This window comes from Paraburkholderia hayleyella (genome assembly GCF_009455685.1).
Taxonomy (GTDB): domain Bacteria; phylum Pseudomonadota; class Gammaproteobacteria; order Burkholderiales; family Burkholderiaceae; genus Paraburkholderia; species Paraburkholderia hayleyella.
In genome coordinates, this window is sequence record NZ_QPES01000001.1 from 596,105 (window position 1) to 619,110 (window position 23,006).

Genomic DNA, 23,006 nt, shown 5'->3' on the forward strand with positions numbered 1-23,006 from the left:
ATCCAGGAGCGTTTTATGTTGCCCACTCCCGAGCAGGTCAAAAACTACATCGCTGCAGGGCTTGCCTGCCAGCACCTTGAGGTCGAAGGCGATGGCCAGCATTTCTTCGCCACGATCGTGGCCGAGGGGTTTGAAGGCAAGCGCCTGATTCAACGTCATCAACTGGTTTATGCAGCCCTGGGCGACCGCATGCGCGAAGAGATTCACGCGCTCAGTATGAAAACGCTAACACCCGCCGAATGGCGGCAAGCGTAATCTGGACGCTTGTTCGAACGCCCCCCTCTCAGACCCCCGCGTTGTTGTTGATGACATGGCAGCGCACTCGCAACCAGCATGATAGCGGCCGGCGGCCGCCCAATTTCAGGAACCGAATGGCATGGACAAACTCGTGATTGAAGGCGGGCAGCGGCTCGCAGGCGAGATCGTCGTTTCAGGGGCAAAAAATGCGGCGTTGCCTATTTTGTGTGCGGGCTTGCTCAGTGCCGAGCCGGTCTATCTCGAAAATGTTCCTGATTTGCAGGATGTCCGCACTGTCTTGAAGCTGCTGGGCCAGATGGGCGTGCGCAGCGAGGCCGGCGCGGGCCAGGTGATGCTCGACGCATCACGGGTGGACAATCTGGTCGCGCCCTATGAGCTGGTCAAAACCATGCGCGCCTCGATTCTCGTGCTGGGGCCGCTGGTGGCGCGTTTCGGTGAAGCGCGCGTATCGCTGCCAGGCGGCTGCGCCATTGGTGCACGGCCGGTTGACCAGCACATCAAGGGCTTGCAGGCGATGGGCGCTGAAATCAGCATCGAGCATGGTTTTATCGAAGCTCGCGCGAAGCGTTTAAAAGGCGCGCGTATCGTCACCGACATGATTACCGTGACGGGCACGGAGAATCTGCTCATGGCGGCGGTGCTCGCCGAGGGCGAAACCGTGATTGAAAACGCGGCACGCGAGCCCGAAGTCGGTGATCTGGCGCATCTGCTGGTGGCGATGGGCGCGCAGATCGGCGGCATTGGCACGGACCGTCTCGTGATCCAGGGCGTCGAAAAGCTGCATGGGGCGCGCCATAGCGTGATTCCCGACCGTATCGAAGCCGGCACTTTCCTGTGTGCTGTCGCAGCGGCCGGTGGCGACGTGATCTTGCGCCATGTGCGGCCGCAGACTTTCCAGGCGGTGACGGACAAGCTCCGCGAAGCGGGCGTGACGCTCGAAGAAGGCGCTGACTGGATGCGTGTGCGCATGAGCCAGCGGCCCAAGGCGGTGACGTTTCGCACCTCCGAATACCCCGCGTTTCCCACCGACATGCAAGCGCAGTTCATGGCGCTCAACACGATTGCGCAAGGGCGGGCGCAGGTGGTTGAAACCATCTTCGAAAACCGCTTTATGCATGTCCAGGAGCTGAACCGGCTTGGCGCGGACATCACGACGGATGGCAATACGGCGCTCGTCACGGGTGTGGACAAGCTGTCCGGGGCGAAGGTCATGGCGACGGATTTGCGGGCGTCCGCGAGCCTCGTGATCGCTGGGCTGTGCGCGGATGGCGAAACGCTGATCGACCGGATCTATCACCTGGACCGGGGCTACGACCGGATGGAAGCCAAGCTCACCACGGTGGGCGCGACGGTGCGGCGCATCCATGGCGGGAGTGCGGCATGAGTTCCGCTGCACCCTTGACCCTGGCTTTATCGAAGGGCCGGATTTTCGAAGAGACCTTGCCGCTGCTTGAGGCCGCGGGTGTGCAGGTGACCGAAGACCCGGAAACCTCGCGCAAGCTGATCCTGCCGACGACCGATCCGAACGTGCGCGTCATCATCGTTCGCGCGACCGATGTTCCAACCTACGTCGAATATGGCGCGGCGGATTTCGGCGTGGCGGGCAAGGACGTGCTGCTCGAGCATGGCGGCAGCGGCCTGTATCAGCCGGTTGATCTGGATATCGCCCGTTGCCGCATGTCAGTGGCCGTGAAAGCGGGCTTCGATTACGCGAGCGCGGTGCGTCAGGGCGCGCGGCTGCGCGTGGCGACCAAATATGTTGAAACCGCGCGGGAGCATTTCGCTGCCAAGGGCGTTCACGTCGACCTGATCAAGCTGTACGGTTCGATGGAGCTGGCACCGCTGGTGGGGCTGGCGGACGCGATTGTTGATCTGGTGAGCTCTGGCGGCACGTTACGGGCCAATAACCTGGTCGAAGTCGAAGAGATCATGTCGATCTCGTCGCGCCTTGTGGTCAATCAGGCCGCGCTCAAACTCAAGCGTGCGGCGTTACGCCCCTTTCTCGACGCCTTCGAGCGCGCCTCGCAGCAGCAACGCGGCGCGGCAGCCTGAGCGTGTTGCCAGCCTGAATGCTTATGGCCTGGCTCATGGCCACATGAATGGGCACGTATTACCGAAATGGATAACAGCATGTCTATGTCTACCCGAATTCGCAAACTCGATTCCAGCAGCACCGATTTTCGGCGTGAGTTGCACACCGTACTCGCTTTCGAAGCCAGTGAAGACGAAGCCATCGAGCGCTCGGTGGCACAAATTCTGGCCGAGGTGAAAGCGCGCGGCGATGCCGCTGTGCTGGAATACACCCATCGCTTCGACCGGCTGGAGGCGAAAAGCATCGCCGCGCTTGAAGTGCCGATGGCCGAACTCGAAGCGGCGCTGGAATCGCTTGAGCCCAAGCGCCGTGCGGCGCTGGAAGCCGCCGCCGCACGGGTGCGCGGCTATCACGAGAAGCAGAAGATCGAGTGCGGCAGCCATAGCTGGCAATACACCGAGGCCGATGGCACGGTACTGGGGCAAAAGGTTACGCCGCTCGATCGCGCCGGTATTTATGTCCCTGGCGGCAAGGCGGCCTATCCGTCATCGGTGCTGATGAATGCGATTCCGGCGCGCGTCGCGGGCGTGCGGGAGATCGTGATGGTGGTGCCGACGCCCGATGGCGTGAAAAATCCGCTTGTGCTGGCGGCGGCGCTGATGGGCGGTGTCGATCGGGTCTTCACGATTGGCGGCGCGCAGGCCATTGGTGCGCTGGCGTATGGCACGCAAACCGTGCCTGCCGTCGACAAGATTTGCGGGCCGGGTAACGCGTATGTGGCTTCGGCCAAGCGGCGGGTGTTTGGCACGGTCGGCATCGACATGATTGCCGGCCCCTCTGAGATTCTCGTGCTGTGCGATGGCACGACCGATCCACGCTGGGTGGCGATGGATCTCTTTTCACAAGCGGAACACGACGAACTGGCGCAATCCATTTTGCTGTGTCCGGACGCGGCGTTCATTGCCCGGGTGCATGAAGCCATCGATGAACTGTTGCCCACCATGACGCGTCATGAAACCATCCGCAAGTCGCTCGAAGGGCGCGGTGCGCTGGTCAAGGTGCGTGACATGGCCGAGGCGTGCGCGATTGCCAACGATATCGCCCCCGAACACCTTGAGATCTCCTCACTTGAGCCGCAGCAATGGGGCAAACTGATTCGTCACGCGGGCGCGATTTTTCTGGGCCGCTACACCAGCGAGAGCCTGGGCGACTACTGCGCCGGGCCCAATCACGTGCTGCCGACCTCGCGCACAGCACGGTTTTCGTCGCCACTCGGCGTTTATGACTTCTTCAAACGTTCCAGCGTGATCGAAGTCAGCGCGGAAGGCGCGCAGACGCTGGGCGAAATCGCCGCCGAACTCGCCTATGGCGAGGGCCTGCAAGCGCACGCCCGCAGCGCCGAGTACCGCATGAAGCAAAACGGTTAATGCAGTGCAACCGTGCGCGTGATGGGTTCTGGCGCGGTGCATGAGCCGGGCTTGTTTGCCTTGGCTCATTGGCCAGACTCATTGCCCAGGATCATTGCCCAGGATCATTGCCCAGAATCTACGCAATTTTCGAGCAACCAAGCAATCGCTATAGGCTCACCCGCCTGATATGACTACACCACAAGATATTATTCGCTCCGACGTGCTTGCCATGACGAGCTATCCGGTGCCTGACGCCACGGGCCTCGTCAAGCTCGACGCCATGGAAAACCCCTTTGCGCTGCCCGAACCGCTGGCCATGCAATTGGGCCAGCATCTGGCGGGCGTGGCGCTGAACCGTTATCCCGCGCCGCGGCCCGCAGCGCTCATCAGCAAGATCAGTCAGGCGATGCACGTGCCAGCCGGATGTGGCGTGTTGCTGGGCAACGGCTCCGATGAAATCATCAGCATGTTGTCGATCGCCTGTGCCAAGCCGGGAGCGAAGATCCTCGCGCCCGTGCCGGGTTTTGTGATGTACCAGCTGTCGGCGCAACTGGCTCAGCTTGAATTTATCGGGGTGCCGCTTAAAGCCGATTTCACGCTGGATCTCGGCGCGATGCTGGCGGCGATTGAGCAGCATCAGCCGGCCATTGTCTATCTCGCGTATCCGAACAATCCGACCGGGACGTTATATGCCGATGCCGATATCGAATGCATCATCGCGGCCAGCCGCCACGGCCTTGTGGTGCTTGACGAGGCTTACCAGCCGTTCGCCCGGCACAGCTGGCTGCCGCGTGCCGCTGAGTTCGATAACGTCGTAGTCATGCGCACGGTATCGAAGCTGGGTTTGGCTGGTATCCGCCTCGGTTACCTGGTTGGCCGTCCCGCCTGGCTGAATGAGTTCGACAAGGTGCGCCCGCCCTACAACGTGAATGTCCTGACTCAGGCGGCCACTCACTTCTTGCTCGATCACCTCGACGTGCTGGAAGCCCAGGCGGCGCAGTTGCGCGACGAGCGCACACGGCTCGCCCATGCGGTGGCACAACTGCCCGGAATGGAAGTGTTTCCGAGTGCGGGCAATTTTCTGCTGGTCCGGGTGGCGGACGCGGCCGCCACGTTTGAAAAGCTGCTGGCGGCGCGAATCCTGATCAAAAACGTGAGTAAAATGCATCCACTCCTGACCAATTGCGTGCGTTTAACCGTGGGCTCTCCCGCTGAAAATGCGCAATTGCTTACCGCACTGGCATCCAGCTCCCCCTGAATCTCCAAACTGAACCTCATTCAACGGCGCGAGTGCTGAAGCCTGCATCGGCGGCAAGCATGGTCGTGCCGATTCACCCGCATCTTTTGACCCTTTTCAAGCTTAATTCGAGGAATTGCCATGCGCGTTGCGGAAGTCGTTCGCCATACTAGCGAAACGCAGATCCGTGTGAAGATCGGCCTGGACGGCACCGGCCAGCAAAAGCTGGCGACAGGCGTGCCGTTTCTCGATCACATGCTCGACCAGATTGCCCGCCATGGGCTGATTGATCTGGAGATCGAAGCGCAGGGTGATGTGCATATCGACGATCACCACACGGTTGAAGATGTTGGCATCACACTAGGCCAGGCGTTGGCGAAAGCGGTTGGCGAGCGCAAGGGCATTCGCCGTTATGGCTGCGCCTATGTGCCGCTCGACGAAGCGCTGTCGCGCGTGGTGATCGATTTCTCGGGTCGTCCAGGTCTTGAGTTTCATGTGCCCTTTACCCGGGCGCGCATTGGCAGCTTCGATGTCGATCTTTCCATCGAGTTTTTCCGTGGCTTTGTGAATCACGCGGGGGTCACGTTGCATATCGACAATCTGCGTGGCCTGAATGCTCATCACCAGATGGAAACGGTGTTCAAGGCTTTTGGCCGGGCGCTGCGGATGGCGGTTGAGCTCGATGAGCGCGCCGCAGGGCAGATTCCGTCAACCAAGGGCAGTCTGTAGGCCTGTTGGCGGGGCGGGATTTATCGTGGACGGATTGCAGGCGCCTCGCGCCTGACGTGAAATGAAAACTTCGATTGCAATTGTTGATTATGGAATGGGTAACTTGCGCTCGGTGGCGCAGGCCTTGAAGCAGGCGGCGCCTCACGCTGAGGTGGCGATTGTCGATCAGCCGCAAGCGCTGCATGCGGCGGACCGCATCGTCTTGCCCGGCCAGGGGGCGATGCCTGACTGCATGCGCTGCCTTGGCGCCTCGGGCTTGCAGGATGCCGTGTTGCAAGCGGCGCGCAGCAAACCGCTGATGGGCGTCTGCGTGGGTGAGCAAATGCTGTTCGACTGGAGCGCCGAAGGCGACACGCGCGGGCTGGGCCTGCTGCCAGGCAAGGTGGTGCGTTTCGCGCTGGAAGGCCTGATGCAAGATGACGGCTCGCGTTTCAAGGTGCCGCAAATGGGCTGGAACCGTGTGCGCCAGGCGCAGGCTCATCCGTTGTGGGATGGCGTGCCGGACAATAGCTTCTTTTATTTTGTTCACAGCTACTATGTCGTGCCGGATCAATTGACAGACAAGGTCGGGGAGACCGTGTATGGCGCACCCTTTACCTCGGCGGTAGCGCGGGATAACATCTTCGCCACCCAGTTTCACCCGGAAAAGAGCGCCGAAGCCGGTTTGCGGGTTTATCGTAATTTCGTTGACTGGAACCCATAAGTTCCTTGAACGATCGGGGTTGGGCATGGAGAACACTTTGTGCACTTTGTGTTTGCCTGGGTGTTTGCCCGAGCCTCATGCAGTAATCTTTCTTTTCGAAAGGTTTTAGAAAGAGTTGTACTAGACTAGCGACATGGCGTTGCCGCGAGCTCTTCCGCTTTGCTGACAGCGCTGCCTTCAATCTTTTTCCCAGATACCACCCGATTGCTATGCTGCTGATTCCCGCCATCGACCTAAAAGACGGTCAGTGTGTTCGCCTGAAACAGGGCGATATGGACCAGGCGACCATTTTCTCCGAGGAGCCCGCCGCGATGGCCCGACATTGGGTCGAGCGCGGCGCGCGGCGCTTGCATCTCGTCGACCTGAATGGCGCATTTGCTGGCAAGCCTAAAAATGGCGATGCCATTCGCGCAATTATCGAAGAAGTGGGGGGCGAAATTCCTGTGCAACTGGGTGGCGGTATCCGCGACCTGAACACCATCGAGCGCTATCTCGACGACGGCCTGTCATATGTGATTATCGGTACGGCAGCGGTCAAGAATCCGGGCTTTCTGCAAGATGCCTGTACGGCATTTGGTGGCCATATCATCGTCGGGCTGGATGCGAAGGACGGCAAGGTCGCAACCGATGGCTGGAGCAAGCTGACGGGGCATGAAGTGGCCGATCTCGCGCGCAAGTTCGAGGACTACGGTTGCGAATCCATCATCTACACCGATATTGGCCGCGACGGCATGCTCCAGGGCATCAATATCGAGGCTACCGTGCGCCTCGCGCGAGCGGTAAAAATTCCGGTGATCGCCAGCGGCGGGTTGTCGCATCTGGGTGATATCGAGGCGTTGTGCGAAGTCGAGGACGAAGGCATCGAAGGCGTGATTTGCGGCCGCGCCATTTATTCGGGTGACCTCGATTTTGCGGCGGCGCAAGCGCATGCAGATGGTCTGGGCGACGCCGACGACGCGGACGACACACACAGCGTCTAGGTAATAAAGCCAGCCGGAGGTTGTGCCAGACAAGGCATGAGCGGCCGGCTGGATACGTTTTCCGCCTTACGCGGTTCATCAGCGGCATTCGCACGCACTGGCACGATCATGGCCCTTCCCAAACGCATCATTCCCTGTCTTGACGTCACGGCTGGCCGTGTCGTCAAGGGTGTCAATTTTGTCGAACTGCGCGATGCGGGCGATCCAGTCGAGATCGCTCGCCGCTACGATGGCCAGGGCGCGGACGAAATCACTTTCCTCGATATCACGGCGACTTCCGATCAGCGCGACCTGATCTTGCCGATCATCGAAGCGGTGGCCTCACAGGTTTTTATTCCGTTGACGGTTGGCGGTGGCGTGCGCACGGTCGAGGATGTGCGGCGTTTGCTGAACGCGGGCGCGGACAAGGTTGGCATGAATTCATCGGCGGTCTCCAACCCTCAATTAGTGCGCGATGCGGCGGGCAAGTACGGCTCGCAGTGCATTGTGGTGGCGATTGATGCCAAAAGAGTCTCCACTGCGGACGACACGCCACGCTGGGAGGTTTTCACGCATGGTGGGCGCAAGGCGACCGGGCTGGACGCGATTGAATGGGCTCGCCAGATGGCGGAGTTCGGTGCGGGCGAAATCCTGTTGACCAGCATGGACCGCGATGGCACCAAAAGTGGCTTTGATCTGGCGCTGACGCGGGCGGTGTCGGATGCCGTGCCGGTTTCAGTGATTGCTTCGGGTGGCGTGGGCGGCTTGCAGGATCTGGCCGATGGCGTCACGCAAGGCCATGCCGATGCCGTGCTGGCGGCCAGTATCTTTCACTACGGCGAACATACCGTCGGCGAGGCCAAGCGTTTCATGGCGAGTCAGGGCATTTCGGTGAGGTTATAAGTGGCCAATTTTTCAGGTATGGCATGGCTGGACAAGGTGCGCTGGGACGCTGATGGTCTCGTGCCGGTCATCGCCCAGGAAGCCACGACCCATGATGTGCTGATGTTTGCGTGGATGAACCGCGAGGCGCTGGCGAAAACCGCCGAAACCGGCCGTGCGGTGTATTTTTCCCGCTCGCGCCAACGTCTGTGGTTCAAGGGCGAAGAATCGGGTCACGTGCAACATGTGCACGAGATACGTCTCGATTGTGATGAAGATGTCGTGCTGTTGAAGGTTGAGCAGGTGTCGGGCATTGCCTGCCATACCGGGCGCCATTCGTGCTTTTTCCAGAAATTCACCGGTACGGCCGATCAAGGTAGCTGGGTGACGGTCGATCCTGTACTCAAAGATCCCGAAACAATCTATAAATGAACTCAATTTCGCAAGATACCCTGCGGCGGCTTGCCGCTGTGATTGATAGTCGCAAGGGCGGCGATCCCGATCTTTCGTATGTGTCGCGCCTTTTTCACAAGGGTGATGATGCTGTGCTCAAGAAAATCGGTGAAGAAGCCACGGAAGTCGTGCTGGCCGCCAAGGATGTGCGGCACGGTGGCGCGCCGGGCGCTCTGGTAGGCGAAGTGGCCGATTTATGGTTTCACTGCATGGTGATGCTGTCTCATTTCGATTTGAGCCCGGCGGATGTGCTGGCTGAACTGGAGCGCCGCGAAGGCCTGTCAGGCATTGAGGAAAAGGCGCTGCGCAAGAGTTTCGCGCGTGAGCAAAACGGCGATTAACGCAACTGATGCCAGTTAGCGTGACATATCGTGCTTTACAACAGAGGGCAACGTAAATGGACGATCAATCGAACCGTGGTTTTCCTCCCCGGGTTTATTCGCCGGGGGTCAATGAGGCCGAACGCCTGCAGCGTTTGCGCACACTGACACATGTGCTCTATGGGCTGTATGGACTGTTTTTCATCACGGGCGGGCTGACTGTGCTGGTGGCCATCATCATCAATTATGTGAAACGCCCGGATGCGCAGGGGACGCCTTATGAAGCGCATTTTGAATGGCAAATTCGCACTTTCTGGCGCTGTCTGATCGGTTTTTTGATAGGTGGCGTGCTGTTGATCATCGGTGTTGGGGTACTCATTATGGGGGCCGTCAGCATCTGGATGCTGTACCGTATTATCAAAGGCTGGTTTTATCTGTACGACAACAAACCGATACCCGAGCCGGGTGCATGGTTTTGACGGTCTGGCACTGCCGCCCAGCAATCTCGTTTATCAGGATCCAGGATCACCATGAGCCACGATTCCAATTGTCTGTTTTGCAAAATTGCCGCGGGTGATATTCCCGCGACAAAAATTCATGAAGATGAAGAATTTGTCGCGTTCCTCGATATTCATCCGGCGACGCAAACGCACGTGCTGGTGATTCCTCGCCGACACATCGAAACGCTCTCCAGTTGCACCGTAGATGACGCACCCTTGCTTGGTAGAATGCTTGTCCTCGTGGGACGCCTGGCTGACAAGCTGGGTGTTGCCTACACCGGCGGCGACACCGGATTTCGTACCGTCATCAATACTGGGCCCGGCGGAGGTCAGGAGGTTTATCACCTGCACGCGCATATTCTGGCTGGGCCGCGTCCCTGGCTGCGAATGGGCTAATAGCCGTATGGCTTCATATTTGCCGCAAGGCAGGCGATTTTCGCCATCATTTACCGCCATCTCGGGGCTAAGGAGAATTTCATGGGTTCATTGAGTATCTGGCACTGGCTGATTGTCTTGCTGATCGTCGCGCTGGTGTTTGGCACGAAGAAGCTGCGCAATATCGGCAGCGACCTCGGTGGAGCAGTTAAGGGCTTCAAGGAAGGCATGAAAGAAGCCGAAACACCTGCCGATGTGCAACAGCGTGAATTGCCGCAAAGCGGCACGGTTGACGTCGAAGCGAAGGAAAAAGCGCCGCGTTCGGGCGATTCCCGCTAAGCGGTTTTTTGCGGGGCTTTGGGCCGCGCACGCACTGACGGAAACCTTATTTCATGCTGGACCTCGGTTTAACCAAAATGGCGCTGATTGGCGTCGTCGCGCTGGTCGTTCTCGGGCCTGAACGTCTGCCGCGCGTTGCACGTACTGCAGGGGCTCTGTTTGGCCGGGCGCAGCGTTATATCAACGACGTCAAGGCGGAAGTCGCGCGCGAGGTCGAGATGGATGAGTTGCGGCGCATGAAAACCGAGTTCGAATCGGCGGCGAGCAACGTTCAGAAGGCGGCGGGCGAGGTTCAGAACACCATTCACGATAATTTGCGCAAGCACGAAGCCGAGTTGAACGATGCCTGGAATCCAGGCGCGGCTTCAATGGCTCTTGACCCTTCGGCCGATGGTAGTCCCGGCAACGCACCGGCATCATCAGACGGTGCCTGGCGTGGTGGTGCGGCGGCCCATGCATCGAAGCGCAAGAACTGGCGTGTTAAACAGGCGGCTCTGCCATTCTGGTACAAGCGCACGACGGTGCATCGCACACGGGTCCAGTCCGGTGCGGCGCGTGTGGCACGTCATACCCCGGCCACGATGCGTCGGCCCGCGCGTTTTTTCTGATTCCCGTTCGCTAATCATTTATCGAGGGCCTGCGTGAGCGACCCCAAGCAACCTCAGTCTGAAGGCACTGAAGAAACCTTCATCTCTCATCTCGTCGAATTGCGCGACCGGATTATCCGGGCCGGGCTTGCCGTGATCGTCGTGTTTGTCAGCCTGGTCTACTGGGCGCCAGACATCTTTCGTTTGCTGGCGCGGCCGCTGATGATGAACCTGCCGAAGGACGGCAAGATGATCGTCACGGACGTCACCGGTTCCTTTTTTGTTCCGATGAAAGTGACGATGCTGGTCGCTTTCGTGATCGCCCTGCCCATCGTGCTGTACCAGATCTGGGCCTTCGTGGCCCCGGGCCTTTACCAGCACGAGAAAAGGCTGGTTGGGCCCCTGGTGGGGAGCAGCTATACGCTGTTTTTGTGCGGCATGGCCTTCGCGTATTTCCTGGTGTTTCCCACGATTTTTCGCGTGATGGCGCATTACAACGCCCCGTTGGGCGCTGAAATGACCACCGATATTGACAACTACCTCAGTTTTGTCATGACGATGTTTCTCGCGTTTGGCGTGACGTTCGAGGTGCCGATTATCGTGGTGCTGCTGGTCCGCACAGGTCTGCTGAGCGTGAACAAACTGAAGGAAATTCGTCCGTATGTGATTGTCGGGGCCTTCGTGATTGCCGCCGTGGTGACGCCACCGGACGTGTTTTCGCAATTGATTCTGGCGATTCCGTTGATTGTGCTGTACGAGGCCGGCATCATTGCGGCGCGTCTGCTTGTGCGCAAACCGCCCCAGACCGATGCCGACAAAGAGAACAAAGAGGGCAGTGCGGTGGGCTAGGGTCCCGTCGCGGGGTTTTGCAGGCAAAAGCGAATAAACAGGACAAGCAGGACAGGGACAGACAGTGCAAGGAAAAAGGGCAACGCCTGGTGGTCAGTTCAATGGCGCTGCCCTTTTCTATTTACGGTCTTCGCCTGACGCCATGACGGCCTCAGTTTCCGTCTTCGCTGGAATCGTTCTCGTCGAGATCCGGCCGTTTGGGCGGCGGTGGACGTTTGCCGATCACGATGGATAGATCCAGTTCCTTGTTTTTGCGAACCACGTGAGCCTGCGCACTGGTGCCAGGCTTGATTTGTGCAATCACGTTGAGCAGGCGCGTAGTGTCCGTGATGTCCTGGCCGTTCACGCTCACGAGGATATCGCCGGGCTTGAGGCCGGCCCGGTCAGCGGGGCCGCCTTTGAGTACGCCTGCCACAATGGCGCCGGTTTTCTGCTCAAGACCGAATGACTCTGCGATTTCGGGGGTTACATCTTGCGGCTCGACGCCAATCCAGCCGCGCGTCACCGAACCCGTGGTGATGATGCTTTCCAGCACATTGCGCGCGGTTGAAACGGGAATGGCGAAGCCAATACCCAACGAGCCGCCCGAGCGCGAATAAATCGCCGTATTGATTCCAAGCAGGTTGCCTTCGATATCGACGAGCGCACCGCCTGAATTGCCGGGATTGATTGCGGCATCGGTCTGGATGAAATTTTCGAAAGTATTGATGCCCAGATGATTGCGGCCAAGCGCGCTGACGATACCCATCGTGACGGTTTGCCCCACACCAAACGGGTTGCCGATGGCCAGCACGACATCGCCGACGCGAGTTTGCTCCATGCGGCTTAGCGTGATGGCAGGCAGGTTGGGCATGTTGACTTTCAGTACGGCGAGGTCGGTTTCGGGGTCGACCCCAATCACTTTTGCCGTACTGGTGCGGCCGTCGGCGAGGGCGATCTCGATCTGGTCGGCACCATCGACCACATGCTGGTTCGTTAGAATGTAGCCTTCCGCGCTGACAATTACGCCTGAACCAAGATTGGCCGCAGGCTGATCCTGCTGGCGGGTTGTATTTTTGTCGCCGAAAAAATAGCGGAATAAAGGATCTTTGGTGCGCGGGTCGGAAGGCAGCGAGCCATCCTTGCTGGAAAACACATTGACGACGGCAGGCATCGCCTTTTGAGCCGCGTCTGCGTAGGAGTTTTGCATGGGGCCGCCGCCCATGCGCGGCGCCACTTCCCGAAGCGCGACGATGGGTTCGGCAAGCTGTTTGCCAAACTGCCCCTGGCGTTGAAGCCATTGCGGTTTGAGTGTCGCAATGATGAACATTAGCGCCAACAGCACGGTCACCGCTTGGGCAAAGAACAGCCAGAAGCGTCTAAGCATTTGATGAATAGGGAATTTATATGGATCGGATCGAACTGGAATTGTACTTGAACAATCTGCTGGTAACGGCGCGCTTCAAGGACTATTGCCCAAATGGGCTTCAGGTGGAGGGGCGTCCCCGGGTACACAAGATCGCTACGGGCGTGAGCGCATCGCTGGCTTTCCTTGAGGCGGCGCTGGCCTGGGGCGCGGATGCCGTGCTGGTGCATCACGGTTATTTCTGGCGCAATGAGGCGGCGCCAGTGACTGGGCGCAAGTACCGGCGTTTGAAGCTGTTGCTGGCCAACGATCTCAATCTCTTCGCGTTTCATTTGCCGCTGGATGACCATCCTGAACTCGGCAATAACGCGCAGCTTGGCGCGCGGATGGGATGGATCGGCGATGCCCGTTTTGGTGAGAATGATCTCGGCTGGCTGGCCACGTTGCCTATGCCCATCACGCTTGAACATTTCGCCGTCCAGGTCGAACAGACGCTCGGACGCGCACCGCTGGTATTAGGCGATGGCACCCGCGAGCTACGCCGCATCGCATGGTGCACGGGGGCGGCGCAAGGCTATTTCGACGCCGCGATTGCCGCAGGCGCCGATGTTTATTTGACCGGCGAGGTTTCCGAACCCACGACCCATATCGCCATGGAAAGCGGCGTGGCATTCCTGGCCGCTGGGCATCATGCGACCGAGCGGTACGGCATCGCGGCGCTGGGTGCTCATCTGTCGGAGACATTCGGTCTCGAACATCTGTTTATTGACATTCCCAATCCGGTTTGATGATGCAACCTGGGATGCCACCCCTCTCTGCATGAAACCCGTCGGAACTCACCGAAACATGCAACGGCCTGGACGCGTTCGAGGGTCTGCGGATTCATGGGGGAATACCCTCGTCAATCAACGACTTCGCAAGGTTTTTAACAATCGGGTCTTGTAAATGCAGACTCCATTCGCGCACACTAGCGGCGGTAGATTCAACTGACGGAAAATCCAACTCAGAAGTGGGGCGAGTGATGCGATCTAAAGAAGATAAGCGCGTCGACGGCGGCCGCCGTACCTGGCTGATTGCGACGTCCGTAGCGGGTGGCATAGGCGGAGTTGCCACTGTTGTGCCCTTTGTGAGTTCGTTTGCGCCTTCCGAAAAGGCCAAGGCGGCAGGCGCGCCCGTTGAAGTCGATATCAGCAGCCTCAAGCCGGGTGAAATGATGACGGTTGCATGGCGCGGCAAGCCTGTGTGGATCGTCAACCGTACCGAGCGCATGTTGACCGATGTGCAAAAAGCCGATCCTGAGCTTGCTGATCCACAGTCGCTGCACCCGTTCTCGATGCCTGAGCCCGACTATTGTAAAAACGAGTTTCGCTCGCGGCCCGATCACAAAAATATCTTCGTCGCCGTAGCTGTCTGCACGCATCTGGGTTGTACACCGACACCGCGTTTCCAGGAGGGTCCGCAGAACAATTTGCCTGACAACTGGCCTGGCGGTTTTTTGTGTCCATGCCACGGCTCGACCTACGATATGGCGGGCCGTGTTTTCAAGGACAAACCTGCGCCGCAAAATCTCGATATTCCGCCTTATATGTTCACGTCAGCCACGCAGCTTGTGATTGGCCGGGACGAGAAAGGAGACGCGTAAATGGCGACCGGGCATGATGCAGAAACGACCGGGCTGGTGGGCTGGATTGATCGCCGCTTCCCGCTGACCTCGACGTGGAAAAAACACGTTTCCGAGTACTACGCGCCGAAAAATTTCAACTTCTGGTACTTCTTCGGCTCGCTGGCCTTGCTGGTGCTGGTCAATCAGATCGTCACTGGTATTTTTCTTGCGATGAATTACAAGCCCGATGCAACGCTCGCGTTTGCCTCGGTCGAATACATCATGCGCGAGGTGCCGTGGGGCTGGCTGATTCGTTATATGCATTCGACCGGCGCATCGATGTTTTTTGTCGTGGTGTATCTGCATATGTTTCGCGGGTTGCTGTACGGCTCGTATCGCAAGCCACGCGAGCTCGTATGGATTTTCGGTTGTGCCATCTTCCTGTGCCTGATGGCGGAAGCGTTTTTTGGCTATCTGCTGCCGTGGGGACAGATGTCGTTCTGGGGGGCACAGGTGATCGTCAACCTGTTCTCCGCGATACCGTTTATTGGGCCGGACTTGTCACTGTGGATTCGCGGTGATTATGTGGTTTCCGACGTGACCCTGAACCGGTTTTTCGCGTTTCACGTGATTGCGATTCCGCTGGTGCTGATCGGGCTGGTGGTGGCGCATCTGGTGGCATTGCACGAGGTGGGATCGAACAACCCGGACGGCATTGAGATCAAGGAGAAAAAAGACGCCAATGGCGTGCCACTCGATGGCGTTCCATTTCATCCTTACTACTCGGTGCACGATTTCATGGGTGTGAGCGTGTTCCTGATGATTTTCGCGGCGATTGTGTTCTTCGCGCCGGAAATGGGTGGTTATTTCCTCGAAACCAACAATTTTATTCCTGCCAATCCCCTGCAAACGCCGCCGGAGATCGCCCCCGTCTGGTACTTCACGGCCTTTTACGCGATGCTGCGTGCCACTACCGATCCATTCAAGATCGTGTTGATGGGCGTGATCCTGGCGCTGGGCCTGCTGGCGCTGTGGCGCGCGCGGGGCAAATGGCGCGCCGGTTTGCCGTTGCTCGCGGTGCTGGTGGTGCTGGCGATGTATTTCACCGAATCCAAGTTCTGGGGTGTCGTGGTGTTGGGCAGTGCAGTGGTTTCTCTGTTTTTCCTGCCGTGGCTGGATCGCTCGCCGGTGAAGTCGATTCGCTACCGGCCGTTGTTTCACAAGGTGTTTTACGGCATTTTTGTGCTGGCGTTTTTGACCCTGGGGTTTCTCGGCACGAAACCGCCATCGCCTGCTTCGACATTGATCTCGCAAATCTGCGCACTGATTTATTTCGCATTTTTCCTCGGCATGCCGTTCTGGACGCGGCTTGGCAAGTTCAGGCAGCCGCCTGAGCGAGTCCGGTTCAAGCCTCACTAACCGAGCGCGAGGAGAATACGACAATGAAAAATCTGTTAGCCAAACTTGCGCTCGCGGGTGTTACCGCGCTCGCCTTGCTAGCTGGGCCCGTGTGGTCGAACGAGAATATTCGGCTCGACCGCGCGCCCAATAACGCGGACAATTTCGTTTCCTTGCAGCGTGGCGCGCAACTCTTTGTCAATTACTGCCTGAATTGCCATAGCGCAAACCTGATGCGCTATAGCCGGCTGACCGATCTCGACATTTCACCGAGAGAGATCGAGGCCAACTTGTTGTTCACGACGGACAAGGTAGGCAACACCATGACGGTCGCTATGCGGCCCGACGATGCGAAAGCCTGGTTTGGCACCGCTCCGCCCGATCTGTCGGTCGAAGCTCGGGCGCGTGGACGCGACTGGCTGTATACGTATTTGCGCGGTTTTTACCGCGACGATACGCGGCCAACGGGCTGGAACAATCTGGTGTTTGACAATGTGGGCATGCCGCATGTGCTCTGGCAGCTTCAAGGGCAACGCAGCGCGAAGTTCAAGGATGAAATTGACGAAAAGACCGGGGAAAAAACGCGTGTTTTCGCTGGTTTCGAGCAGGTGACGCCGGGAATGCTGTCACCGGTAGATTATGATTCGGCTGTGGCTGACCTCGTGTCGTATCTGTCATGGATGTCAGAGCCGACGCAGAAAACCCGCAAGCAGCTTGGTGTGTGGGTACTGCTGTTTCTTGCCGTTTTGAGTTTTTTCGCCTGGCGGCTGAACGCGGCGTATTGGAAAGATATTAAATAATCACGCCATGACTGGCGTGGGGCCGGTGCCGGAAAACCTGCTGGATGGGTATTTGGGCGCGGGCCCTTCAGCTTTTTGAGGAAACGTAAACATGATGGTTTTGTACTCTGGCACAACTTGCCCATTCTCCCAGCGCTGCCGGCTGGTGTTGTTCGAAAAAGGCATGGATTTCGAGATCCGCGATGTCGATCTGTTCAACAAGCCCGAAGATATCGCCGTGATGAATCCGTATGGCCAGGTGCCGATTCTGGTTGAGCGTGATCTGATTCTGTATGAATCGAACATTATCAACGAGTACATCGACGAGCGTTTTCCGCATCCGCAACTGATGCCAGCAGACCCAGTCCAGCGCGCCCGCGCCCGTCTTTTCCTGCTCAATTTCGAGAAAGAACTGTTTGTGCATGTGGGTACGCTGGAAAACGAAAAAGGCAAGGCCGCCGAGAAAAATCACGAGAAGGCACGTGTTGCGATACGCGACCGTCTGACGCAGCTTGCTCCTATTTTCCTGAAGAACAAGTACATGCTGGGCGAAGAGTTTTCGATGCTGGACGTGGCAATTGCTCCGCTGCTGTGGCGTCTGGATCACTACGGTATCGAGCTGTCGAAAAATGCCGCACCGCTCATGAAGTACGCTGAGCGTATTTTCAGCCGCCCCGCGTATATCGAAGCGCTGACGCCTTCAGAAAAGGTGATGCGCCGCTGAATTCCGGTGCGGGTCATCTGAAAGAAGCAGGCTGGAGAGAGCGCACGCAAGCCGCACCGGGCGTGCGCAGCCTGGCTTAAGGATCGTGAATGGGATCGTTAATGCAAGAGATTTCTACGAAACCTTATCTGTTACGCGCACTGTATGAATGGTGTACGGATAATGGTTACACGCCGCATCTGGCGGTTCGTGTCGATAATATGACGCGGGTGCCACGGCAGTTTGTGCGCGACAACGAGATTGTGCTGAACATCAGTTTCGAAGCCACGAGCCAGTTGAAGATTGGCAACGAGCTGGTCGAGTTCACTGCCCGTTTTTCCGGGAAGGCGCACAAGATCGAGGTTCCCGTCGCCAACGTGCTGGCGATCTATGCTCGGGAAAATGGTCAAGGAATGGCCTTTCCCGTTGAAACGACCGATTCCACCGCGAGTCACGAGGCCACTCCCGAGCCGGGCCGGCTCTCTGCTGTCAGCGACACGGCGCTGGTTCAGGACAGTGCGCTGGATGGAGAGCACGCGGACGTTTCGGCTGACACAGACGCCCACTCATCCCCGGATGGGGATAGCGGAGGCAATGGAACAAAAAGCGGTGCAAGAGGGCATCTTAAAGTCGTGAAGTAGTGTTATAATTCCGCTCCTTGCCCCCTTAGCTCATTTGGTAGAGCACTTGACTTGTAATCATGAGGTGGTCTGTTCGAATCAGACAGGGGGCACCAAACTAATCAGGGCGGTTACGCGGCACTCGCGTAACCGCCCTGATGCATTTCAGCCGCCGCTCGCCCCGCAGCTATAATGCGCGGATGACTGCACCCCATAAAACTTTCAATGTTGTCGTGGTTGGCGGCGGGCTTGTTGGCAAAGCCACCGCACTGGCACTTGCTCAAAGCGGCCTGCGTGTCGCGCTGCTCGCTCAGGCGAGTGCGCCGCTGCCTCCTGACGCCGTATTCGATAGCCGGATCTACGCGTTCTCCGCGAGCTCACAGGCGCTGTTGGAACGATTACGTGTCTGGCAGGCGCTCGATATGTCGCGTCTTGGGCCCGTCTACGATATGCGTGTGTATGGCGATGCCCATGCTGAACTTCATTTTTCTGCTTTCCAGGCCGCTGTGCCGCAACTGGCATGGATCGCCGAATCGTCTCATATCGAACGTTCGCTGGATGCCGCGCTGCGTTTTCAGCCCAATGTGAGCGGGTTCGAGACACGGGCGCAAAGCCTCGACATCACCTCTGCTGTGGCAACCGTCGGTCTGGCAAATGGCCAGGCGCTAGAAGCCGATCTGGTGATTGGCGCGGATGGGGCGCATTCGTGGGTGCGCGGCCAGATGGGCGCAACGCTTAAGCGGCGCGACTATCGTCAAACCGGGGTCGTGGCCAATTTCAAGGCTGAGCGGGCGCATGGCGAAACGGCCTGGCAATGGTTCGCGGGCGGCGAGATCATCGCGTTGCTGCCGCTGCCGGATAACCATGTGTCGCTGGTCTGGTCGGCACGCACCGAACATGCCCAGGAATTGCTCGCCCTCGATAACGCACAGCTTGCGGCCGAAGTTGAACGCGTCACGCATGCCACGCTGGGTGCGCTCGAATGCGTTACGCCAGCCCAAGGGTTTCCGCTCGCATTGCAAACGGTTGACCGCCTGATCGCACCCCGTATTGCCCTGGTTGGCGATGCGGCGCATCTGATTCATCCGCTAGCGGGCCAGGGGATGAACCTGGGTTTGCGCGACGTTGCTGCGCTGGCCGACGTGATCGGGCGCAAGGAAGCCTTCCGTGACTTGGGTGACACGGTGCTGTTGCGCCGTTATGAGCGTTCGCGCCGCGAAGACATCCGTGCTTTGATGCTGGCCACCGATGGCTTGCAAAAACTCTTTGCTGTTCCTGGGCCGTTAGCCCGGGCGGTACGCAATACGGGGATGGCGCTGGTGGGCGGGCAACCGTTCCTCAAACGCTGGCTTGTGTCAGCCGCGCTGGGTTAATGCGCTTGTGCCAGCCTGGCCAGACTGTCCCGTTTTCCACGCCACATGCATTTGACTGAAACAGGAATTGAATACCCATGATTAAAGCTATCCGTATCGTCGCGCTTGCCGTGGCCGTTGCTACGATCACGCTGGGATGTACCGCACACGCTGATCAAACCACCGACAAGCTCAAAACGACGCTGCAAGCCCGGCTGGGTGACGTCAGCATCAAGAGCGTGGTGAAATCGCCGATTTCAGGGCTGTATGAAGTGAATCTCGGCACGCAGATTGTGTATAGCGATGCCAAGGGCGATTACATCGTGCTGGGCGATATCGTCGACGCTAAAACCCGAAAAAATCTGACCGAAGCGCGTTTGGCCGATGTGAACCGGATCGACTTTGCGAGCTTGCCTTTTGCGAACGCCATCAAGGTGGTTCATGGCGATGGCAGCCGTAAGATCGCTGTCTTTTCCGACCCTAACTGTCCGTACTGCAAGCAGCTTGAAACGACGCTCAAGGCGGTCAATAACGTGACGGTTTATACCTTCCTGTATCCGGTGCTGTCGCCGGATTCAACGGCAAAATCCAAATCGATCTGGTGTTCCACCGACCGCGCGAAAGCATGGACCAGCTGGATGCTGGATCACAGCGCGCCGACGGCAGCCGGCACTTGTGATACCGCGGCCATCACCAGCAATCTGACGCTCGGCCAGGCGATGAACGTGACAGGCACGCCGACGGTATTTCTGGCGGATGGCCGCCGCCTGCCAGGCTCGGTACCGGCAGACCGTCTGACCAAAGAACTGGCCGCAGTGAGCCAGTAACAGGCCTGGGCGGTTGTATCGGGTGTGCGCGGCTGAAGTCGCCGGCATCCCTGATGCCACTTAAGCCGCCCAGTCTCCGCGCTGCTGCGCATGTTCTCCGCTTTGCACGATGACGCCCATCCACTACACGATCGTTCCGCAGCAGCCTTCAGCACATCTATTCGAAGTCACGTTGACCGTCACGGATCCTGATCCTGAGGGACAGCGTTTTATGCTACCGGTCTGGATTCCAGGCAGCTACATGGTGCGCGAGTTCGCCCGCAACATCGTGACGTTGCGGGCTTTCAACGAGGCCGGCCGCAAGGTCGCCATAGCGAAGACCGACAAGCACACCTGGCAGGCCAGGCCCGTCAAGGGCGCGTTGACGTTGCGTTACGAAGTGTATGCGTGGGATCTGTCGGTGCGGGCCGCGCATCTGGACGACACCATAGGGTTTTTCAACGGCTCGAGCGTGTTTTTGCTGGCGCTCGGGCGTGAGGCGGCGGCCTGTGTCGTCGATATCCGCAAGCCCGCGGGCACGGGCTACCGGAACTGGCGGGTGGCGACGGCCTTGCCCGAGGCGCGAGGGACAAAGCGCCACGGCTTTGGTGAGTACCACGCGCCCAACTACGATGCGCTGATCGATCATCCGGTTACGCTGGGCGAGTTTGTCCTGGATACCTTCGATGCCCATGGTGTGCCGCATGATCTGGTGATCTCCGGCAAGGTCGTGGGGTTGGACCTCAAGCGCCTTGGCGCGGATCTGAAGCGCGTCTGCGAAGCGCAAATTGCGCTCTTTGAGCCGAAATCGAAAAAAGCGCCCTTCGAGCGCTATGTCTTTATGACGCTCGCAGTCAGCGAGGGCTATGGCGGGCTCGAGCATCGCGCTTCAACGGCCTTGATCTGCAATCGCGCGGATTTGCCTCAACTGGGCCGCGCGGAACAAACCGAGGGTTATCGCACTTATCTCGGGCTTTGCAGCCACGAGTATTTCCATACGTGGAACGTCAAGCGTATCAAGCCCGCTGTCTTTGCGCCCTACGACCTCGCGCAAGAGAACTACACTTCGCTGCTCTGGCTGTTTGAGGGCTTCACGTCGTATTACGACGATCTGATGCTAGTGCGCAGCGGGCTCATGACCCAGGAAGATTATTTTGCTTCGCTCGGCAAGGTGATGGCTGGCGTGCTGCGAGGCAGCGGACGTTTGCGGCAGAGCGTCGCCGAGAGTTCGTTCGATGCGTGGATCAAGTATTACCGCCAGGATGAGAACGCGGCGAATGCGATTGTCAGCTATTACACAAAGGGCTCGCTGGTAGCGTTGGCGCTGGATTTGACGATCCGTGCCCAGACGGGTAGCCGCAAGTCGCTCGATGATGTGATGCGGTTGCTGTGGCAGCGTTTCGGCCGTGGTTTTTACCGCACCCATTCAATGGGTATCGAAGAAGCGGACATCGCCCCCCTGTTTTTCGAAGCGACGGGCATCGATCTGGCCCCCGTGCTAGCCGAGGCGGTTCATGGCACACGGGACTTGCCGCTGGCGGCGCTGTTGGCGCCATTTGGGATCACGCTTGCCGCTGAGTCCGACAAAAATGGCAAGCCTTCGCTTGGCGTGCGCGTGCGCGGTGGCGCGGAGAGTACGCTGGCCGTGGTTCACGAAGGCAGCGCTGCGCAAAAAGCGGGGCTATCGGCAGGCGATGTGCTTGTCGCGCTGGATGGCTTGCGGGTGACCGGCACGAATCTCGATGCGCTGCTGACGCGCTATCTGCCCGGCGCGAAGGTGGAGATCCATGCCTTTCGCCGTGACGAGCTGCGCGTGACCCAGGCGCGGCTCGATGCCCCCGACGTGACGTGCTACACCCTCACCGTGACGAACCAGCAGGCCACATCGCGTCGTGCGCGTCAGCGCTGGTTAAGCAGATAAGAGCAGTTAAACAGCGCGTTGTTTTTCTCATTTGAAATGCGCTAATCAGGTCAAAACAGGCGTTCATTGTTCTATCGCTGCAACAATGCATCGTCGCCGAGGCGCTTTTTCAATTCAGGGGAAATCCACACAATGGTGCCATTCGCGCTCGAAGCGCGTCCTTAATGGAGTGGCGTCAACCATGACAACGATTTTGCAGATCAATTCAGCCGCGCGTTCACAAGGCGCGCAATCTACCTTGCTTGCCAATGAACTGACAGCGAAGCTGCAACAAGCCACGCCAGGCGCGCATGTGGTGACCCGCAATTTACTGACCGACGCGTTACCTCATCTTGATGACACGATTCTCGGTGCATTTTTTACCCCCGCCGGGCAACGCACGGCAGAACAGCAAGCCATTGCTGATCGGAGCGAGATGCTGATCGCCGAACTGATGGCCGCTGACATCATCGTGATTGGGGCACCGTTGTATAACTTTGGCGTGTCGTCGCAGCTCAAGACGTATTTCGATTTCATCGCTCGCGCGGGCATCACGTTTCGCTATGGCGCAGCGGGTGCTGAAGGTCTCGTGACAGGCAAGAAGGTGTATGTGGTGTCGGCGCGCGGCGGCAAGTATCTCGGGACTCCCGGCGATAGCCAGACGCCTTTCCTGACGACATTCCTCGGCTTCCTTGGGATGAGCGATGTGAGCTTTATCTATGCGGAAGGGCTCAACATGGGGCCGGAGTTGGCAGATGCTGCATTCGCCGGTGCGCGTCAGGCGATTGCACTGGCTGCCTGATCCAGGCTTGCCGCCTAAAAAACCCCAAAAACGAATGCTTTTCGTTTTTGGGGTTTTTTATACGTG

Annotated in this window: 27 protein-coding genes and 1 tRNA gene; 27 read left to right on the forward strand and 1 reads right to left on the reverse strand. The window is 58.6% G+C overall.

The window, feature by feature from the left end; genetic code table 11:
* Nucleotides 1-15 precede the first annotated feature (15 nt).
* The 16 genes from GH657_RS02770 to tatC all read left to right on the forward strand — a co-directional run bounded on the left by GH657_RS02770 (nt 16) and on the right by tatC (nt 11,632).
* Nucleotides 16-255, forward strand: a complete 240-nt coding sequence (locus GH657_RS02770) for a BolA family protein (protein WP_153099269.1) — start codon at nt 16-18, stop codon at nt 253-255.
* 121 nt (nt 256-376) lie between these two features.
* Nucleotides 377-1,642, forward strand: coding sequence for a UDP-N-acetylglucosamine 1-carboxyvinyltransferase (gene murA / locus GH657_RS02775; protein WP_153099270.1), 1,266 nt, complete (start codon nt 377-379; stop codon nt 1,640-1,642).
* Nucleotides 1,639-2,310 carry an ATP phosphoribosyltransferase gene (gene hisG / locus GH657_RS02780; RefSeq protein WP_153099271.1) on the forward strand — a complete coding sequence of 224 codons (672 nt, stop codon included), beginning with the start codon at nt 1,639-1,641 and terminating at the stop codon, nt 2,308-2,310. The genes murA and hisG overlap by 4 nt, the downstream gene beginning before the upstream one ends.
* Nucleotides 2,311-2,394: 84 nt before the next feature.
* On the forward strand, nt 2,395-3,717 hold the full coding sequence (gene hisD / locus GH657_RS02785; RefSeq protein ID WP_153101605.1) for a histidinol dehydrogenase: 1,323 nt from the start codon (nt 2,395-2,397) through the stop codon (nt 3,715-3,717).
* A gap of 169 nt (nt 3,718-3,886) precedes the next feature.
* The gene (gene hisC / locus GH657_RS02790) at nt 3,887-4,957 is read left to right on the forward strand and encodes a histidinol-phosphate transaminase (protein WP_153099272.1); all 1,071 of its coding nucleotides are present in this window, start codon (nt 3,887-3,889) and stop codon (nt 4,955-4,957) included.
* A 120-nt stretch (nt 4,958-5,077) separates the two neighbouring features.
* Nucleotides 5,078-5,665 carry an imidazoleglycerol-phosphate dehydratase HisB gene (hisB, locus tag GH657_RS02795; RefSeq protein ID WP_153099273.1) on the forward strand — a complete coding sequence of 196 codons (588 nt, stop codon included), beginning with the start codon at nt 5,078-5,080 and terminating at the stop codon, nt 5,663-5,665.
* 61 nt (nt 5,666-5,726) lie between these two features.
* Nucleotides 5,727-6,368 (forward strand): imidazole glycerol phosphate synthase subunit HisH, encoded by a 642-nt coding sequence (gene hisH / locus GH657_RS02800; protein WP_153099274.1) that lies wholly within the window; start codon nt 5,727-5,729, stop codon nt 6,366-6,368.
* Between the two features lie 209 nt (nt 6,369-6,577).
* The gene (gene hisA, locus GH657_RS02805) at nt 6,578-7,348 is read left to right on the forward strand and encodes a 1-(5-phosphoribosyl)-5-[(5-phosphoribosylamino)methylideneamino]imidazole-4-carboxamide isomerase (protein WP_153099275.1); all 771 of its coding nucleotides are present in this window, start codon (nt 6,578-6,580) and stop codon (nt 7,346-7,348) included.
* A 108-nt stretch (nt 7,349-7,456) separates the two neighbouring features.
* Nucleotides 7,457-8,230, forward strand: a complete 774-nt coding sequence (gene hisF / locus GH657_RS02810; RefSeq protein WP_153099276.1) for an imidazole glycerol phosphate synthase subunit HisF — start codon at nt 7,457-7,459, stop codon at nt 8,228-8,230.
* Nucleotides 8,231-8,248: 18 nt separating this feature from the next.
* Nucleotides 8,249-8,641: a phosphoribosyl-AMP cyclohydrolase gene (gene hisI / locus GH657_RS02815; RefSeq protein ID WP_153101606.1), complete on the forward strand. Its 393-nt coding sequence runs from the start codon at nt 8,249-8,251 to the stop codon at nt 8,639-8,641.
* Nucleotides 8,638-9,003 (forward strand): phosphoribosyl-ATP diphosphatase, encoded by a 366-nt coding sequence (locus GH657_RS02820; protein WP_153099277.1) that lies wholly within the window; start codon nt 8,638-8,640, stop codon nt 9,001-9,003. The genes hisI and GH657_RS02820 overlap by 4 nt, the downstream gene beginning before the upstream one ends.
* 56 nt (nt 9,004-9,059) lie before the next feature.
* The gene (locus GH657_RS02825) at nt 9,060-9,461 is read left to right on the forward strand and encodes a DUF4870 family protein (protein ID WP_153099278.1); all 402 of its coding nucleotides are present in this window, start codon (nt 9,060-9,062) and stop codon (nt 9,459-9,461) included.
* 51 nt (nt 9,462-9,512) lie between these two features.
* A complete protein-coding gene (locus tag GH657_RS02830; RefSeq protein WP_153099279.1) occupies nt 9,513-9,878 on the forward strand; it encodes a histidine triad nucleotide-binding protein in 366 nt (121 codons plus the stop codon).
* 81 nt (nt 9,879-9,959) lie between these two features.
* Nucleotides 9,960-10,196: a Sec-independent protein translocase subunit TatA gene (tatA, locus tag GH657_RS02835; protein ID WP_153099280.1), complete on the forward strand. Its 237-nt coding sequence runs from the start codon at nt 9,960-9,962 to the stop codon at nt 10,194-10,196.
* 53 nt (nt 10,197-10,249) lie between these two features.
* The gene (gene tatB / locus GH657_RS02840) at nt 10,250-10,804 is read left to right on the forward strand and encodes a Sec-independent protein translocase protein TatB (protein ID WP_153099281.1); all 555 of its coding nucleotides are present in this window, start codon (nt 10,250-10,252) and stop codon (nt 10,802-10,804) included.
* A 33-nt stretch (nt 10,805-10,837) separates the two neighbouring features.
* Nucleotides 10,838-11,632, forward strand: coding sequence for a twin-arginine translocase subunit TatC (gene tatC, locus GH657_RS02845; protein WP_153099282.1), 795 nt, complete (start codon nt 10,838-10,840; stop codon nt 11,630-11,632).
* Between the two features lie 151 nt (nt 11,633-11,783).
* Here the strand turns inward: tatC and GH657_RS02850 are convergent, their stop codons facing one another.
* Complete coding sequence (locus GH657_RS02850) at nt 11,784-12,998, reverse strand: Do family serine endopeptidase (RefSeq protein ID WP_153099283.1); 1,215 nt, start codon at nt 12,996-12,998, stop codon at nt 11,784-11,786.
* A gap of 20 nt (nt 12,999-13,018) precedes the next feature.
* Between GH657_RS02850 and GH657_RS02855 the strand changes: the two genes are divergently transcribed.
* From GH657_RS02855 to GH657_RS02905, 11 genes are all read left to right on the forward strand, one after another.
* Complete coding sequence (locus GH657_RS02855; RefSeq protein ID WP_153099284.1) at nt 13,019-13,765, forward strand: Nif3-like dinuclear metal center hexameric protein; 747 nt, start codon at nt 13,019-13,021, stop codon at nt 13,763-13,765.
* Between the two features lie 233 nt (nt 13,766-13,998).
* Entirely contained in the window at nt 13,999-14,619 is a 621-nt protein-coding gene (gene petA / locus GH657_RS02860; RefSeq protein ID WP_153101607.1) for a ubiquinol-cytochrome c reductase iron-sulfur subunit, read from the forward strand.
* Nucleotides 14,620-15,999: a cytochrome b gene (locus GH657_RS02865; protein WP_153099285.1), complete on the forward strand. Its 1,380-nt coding sequence runs from the start codon at nt 14,620-14,622 to the stop codon at nt 15,997-15,999.
* Nucleotides 16,000-16,022: 23 nt separating this feature from the next.
* Nucleotides 16,023-16,778 carry a cytochrome c1 gene (locus tag GH657_RS02870; RefSeq protein WP_153099286.1) on the forward strand — a complete coding sequence of 252 codons (756 nt, stop codon included), beginning with the start codon at nt 16,023-16,025 and terminating at the stop codon, nt 16,776-16,778.
* A gap of 91 nt (nt 16,779-16,869) precedes the next feature.
* A complete protein-coding gene (locus tag GH657_RS02875) occupies nt 16,870-17,481 on the forward strand; it encodes a glutathione S-transferase N-terminal domain-containing protein (RefSeq protein WP_133651099.1) in 612 nt (203 codons plus the stop codon).
* A gap of 101 nt (nt 17,482-17,582) precedes the next feature.
* Nucleotides 17,583-18,101, forward strand: a complete 519-nt coding sequence (locus GH657_RS02880; RefSeq protein WP_153099287.1) for a ClpXP protease specificity-enhancing factor — start codon at nt 17,583-17,585, stop codon at nt 18,099-18,101.
* Nucleotides 18,102-18,120: 19 nt separating this feature from the next.
* Nucleotides 18,121-18,196: transfer RNA gene (locus GH657_RS02885), tRNA-Thr, on the forward strand.
* Nucleotides 18,197-18,280: 84 nt separating this feature from the next.
* Nucleotides 18,281-19,453, forward strand: coding sequence for a UbiH/UbiF family hydroxylase (locus GH657_RS02890; RefSeq protein ID WP_153099288.1), 1,173 nt, complete (start codon nt 18,281-18,283; stop codon nt 19,451-19,453).
* Between the two features lie 77 nt (nt 19,454-19,530).
* Nucleotides 19,531-20,259, forward strand: coding sequence for a DsbC family protein (locus GH657_RS02895; protein WP_153099289.1), 729 nt, complete (start codon nt 19,531-19,533; stop codon nt 20,257-20,259).
* A gap of 109 nt (nt 20,260-20,368) precedes the next feature.
* Entirely contained in the window at nt 20,369-22,159 is a 1,791-nt protein-coding gene (locus tag GH657_RS02900) for a M61 family metallopeptidase (protein ID WP_153099290.1), read from the forward strand.
* Nucleotides 22,160-22,340: 181 nt separating this feature from the next.
* Nucleotides 22,341-22,940, forward strand: a complete 600-nt coding sequence (locus GH657_RS02905) for an FMN-dependent NADH-azoreductase (RefSeq protein ID WP_153099291.1) — start codon at nt 22,341-22,343, stop codon at nt 22,938-22,940.
* The last annotated feature ends 66 nt before the right edge of the window (nt 22,941-23,006 follow it).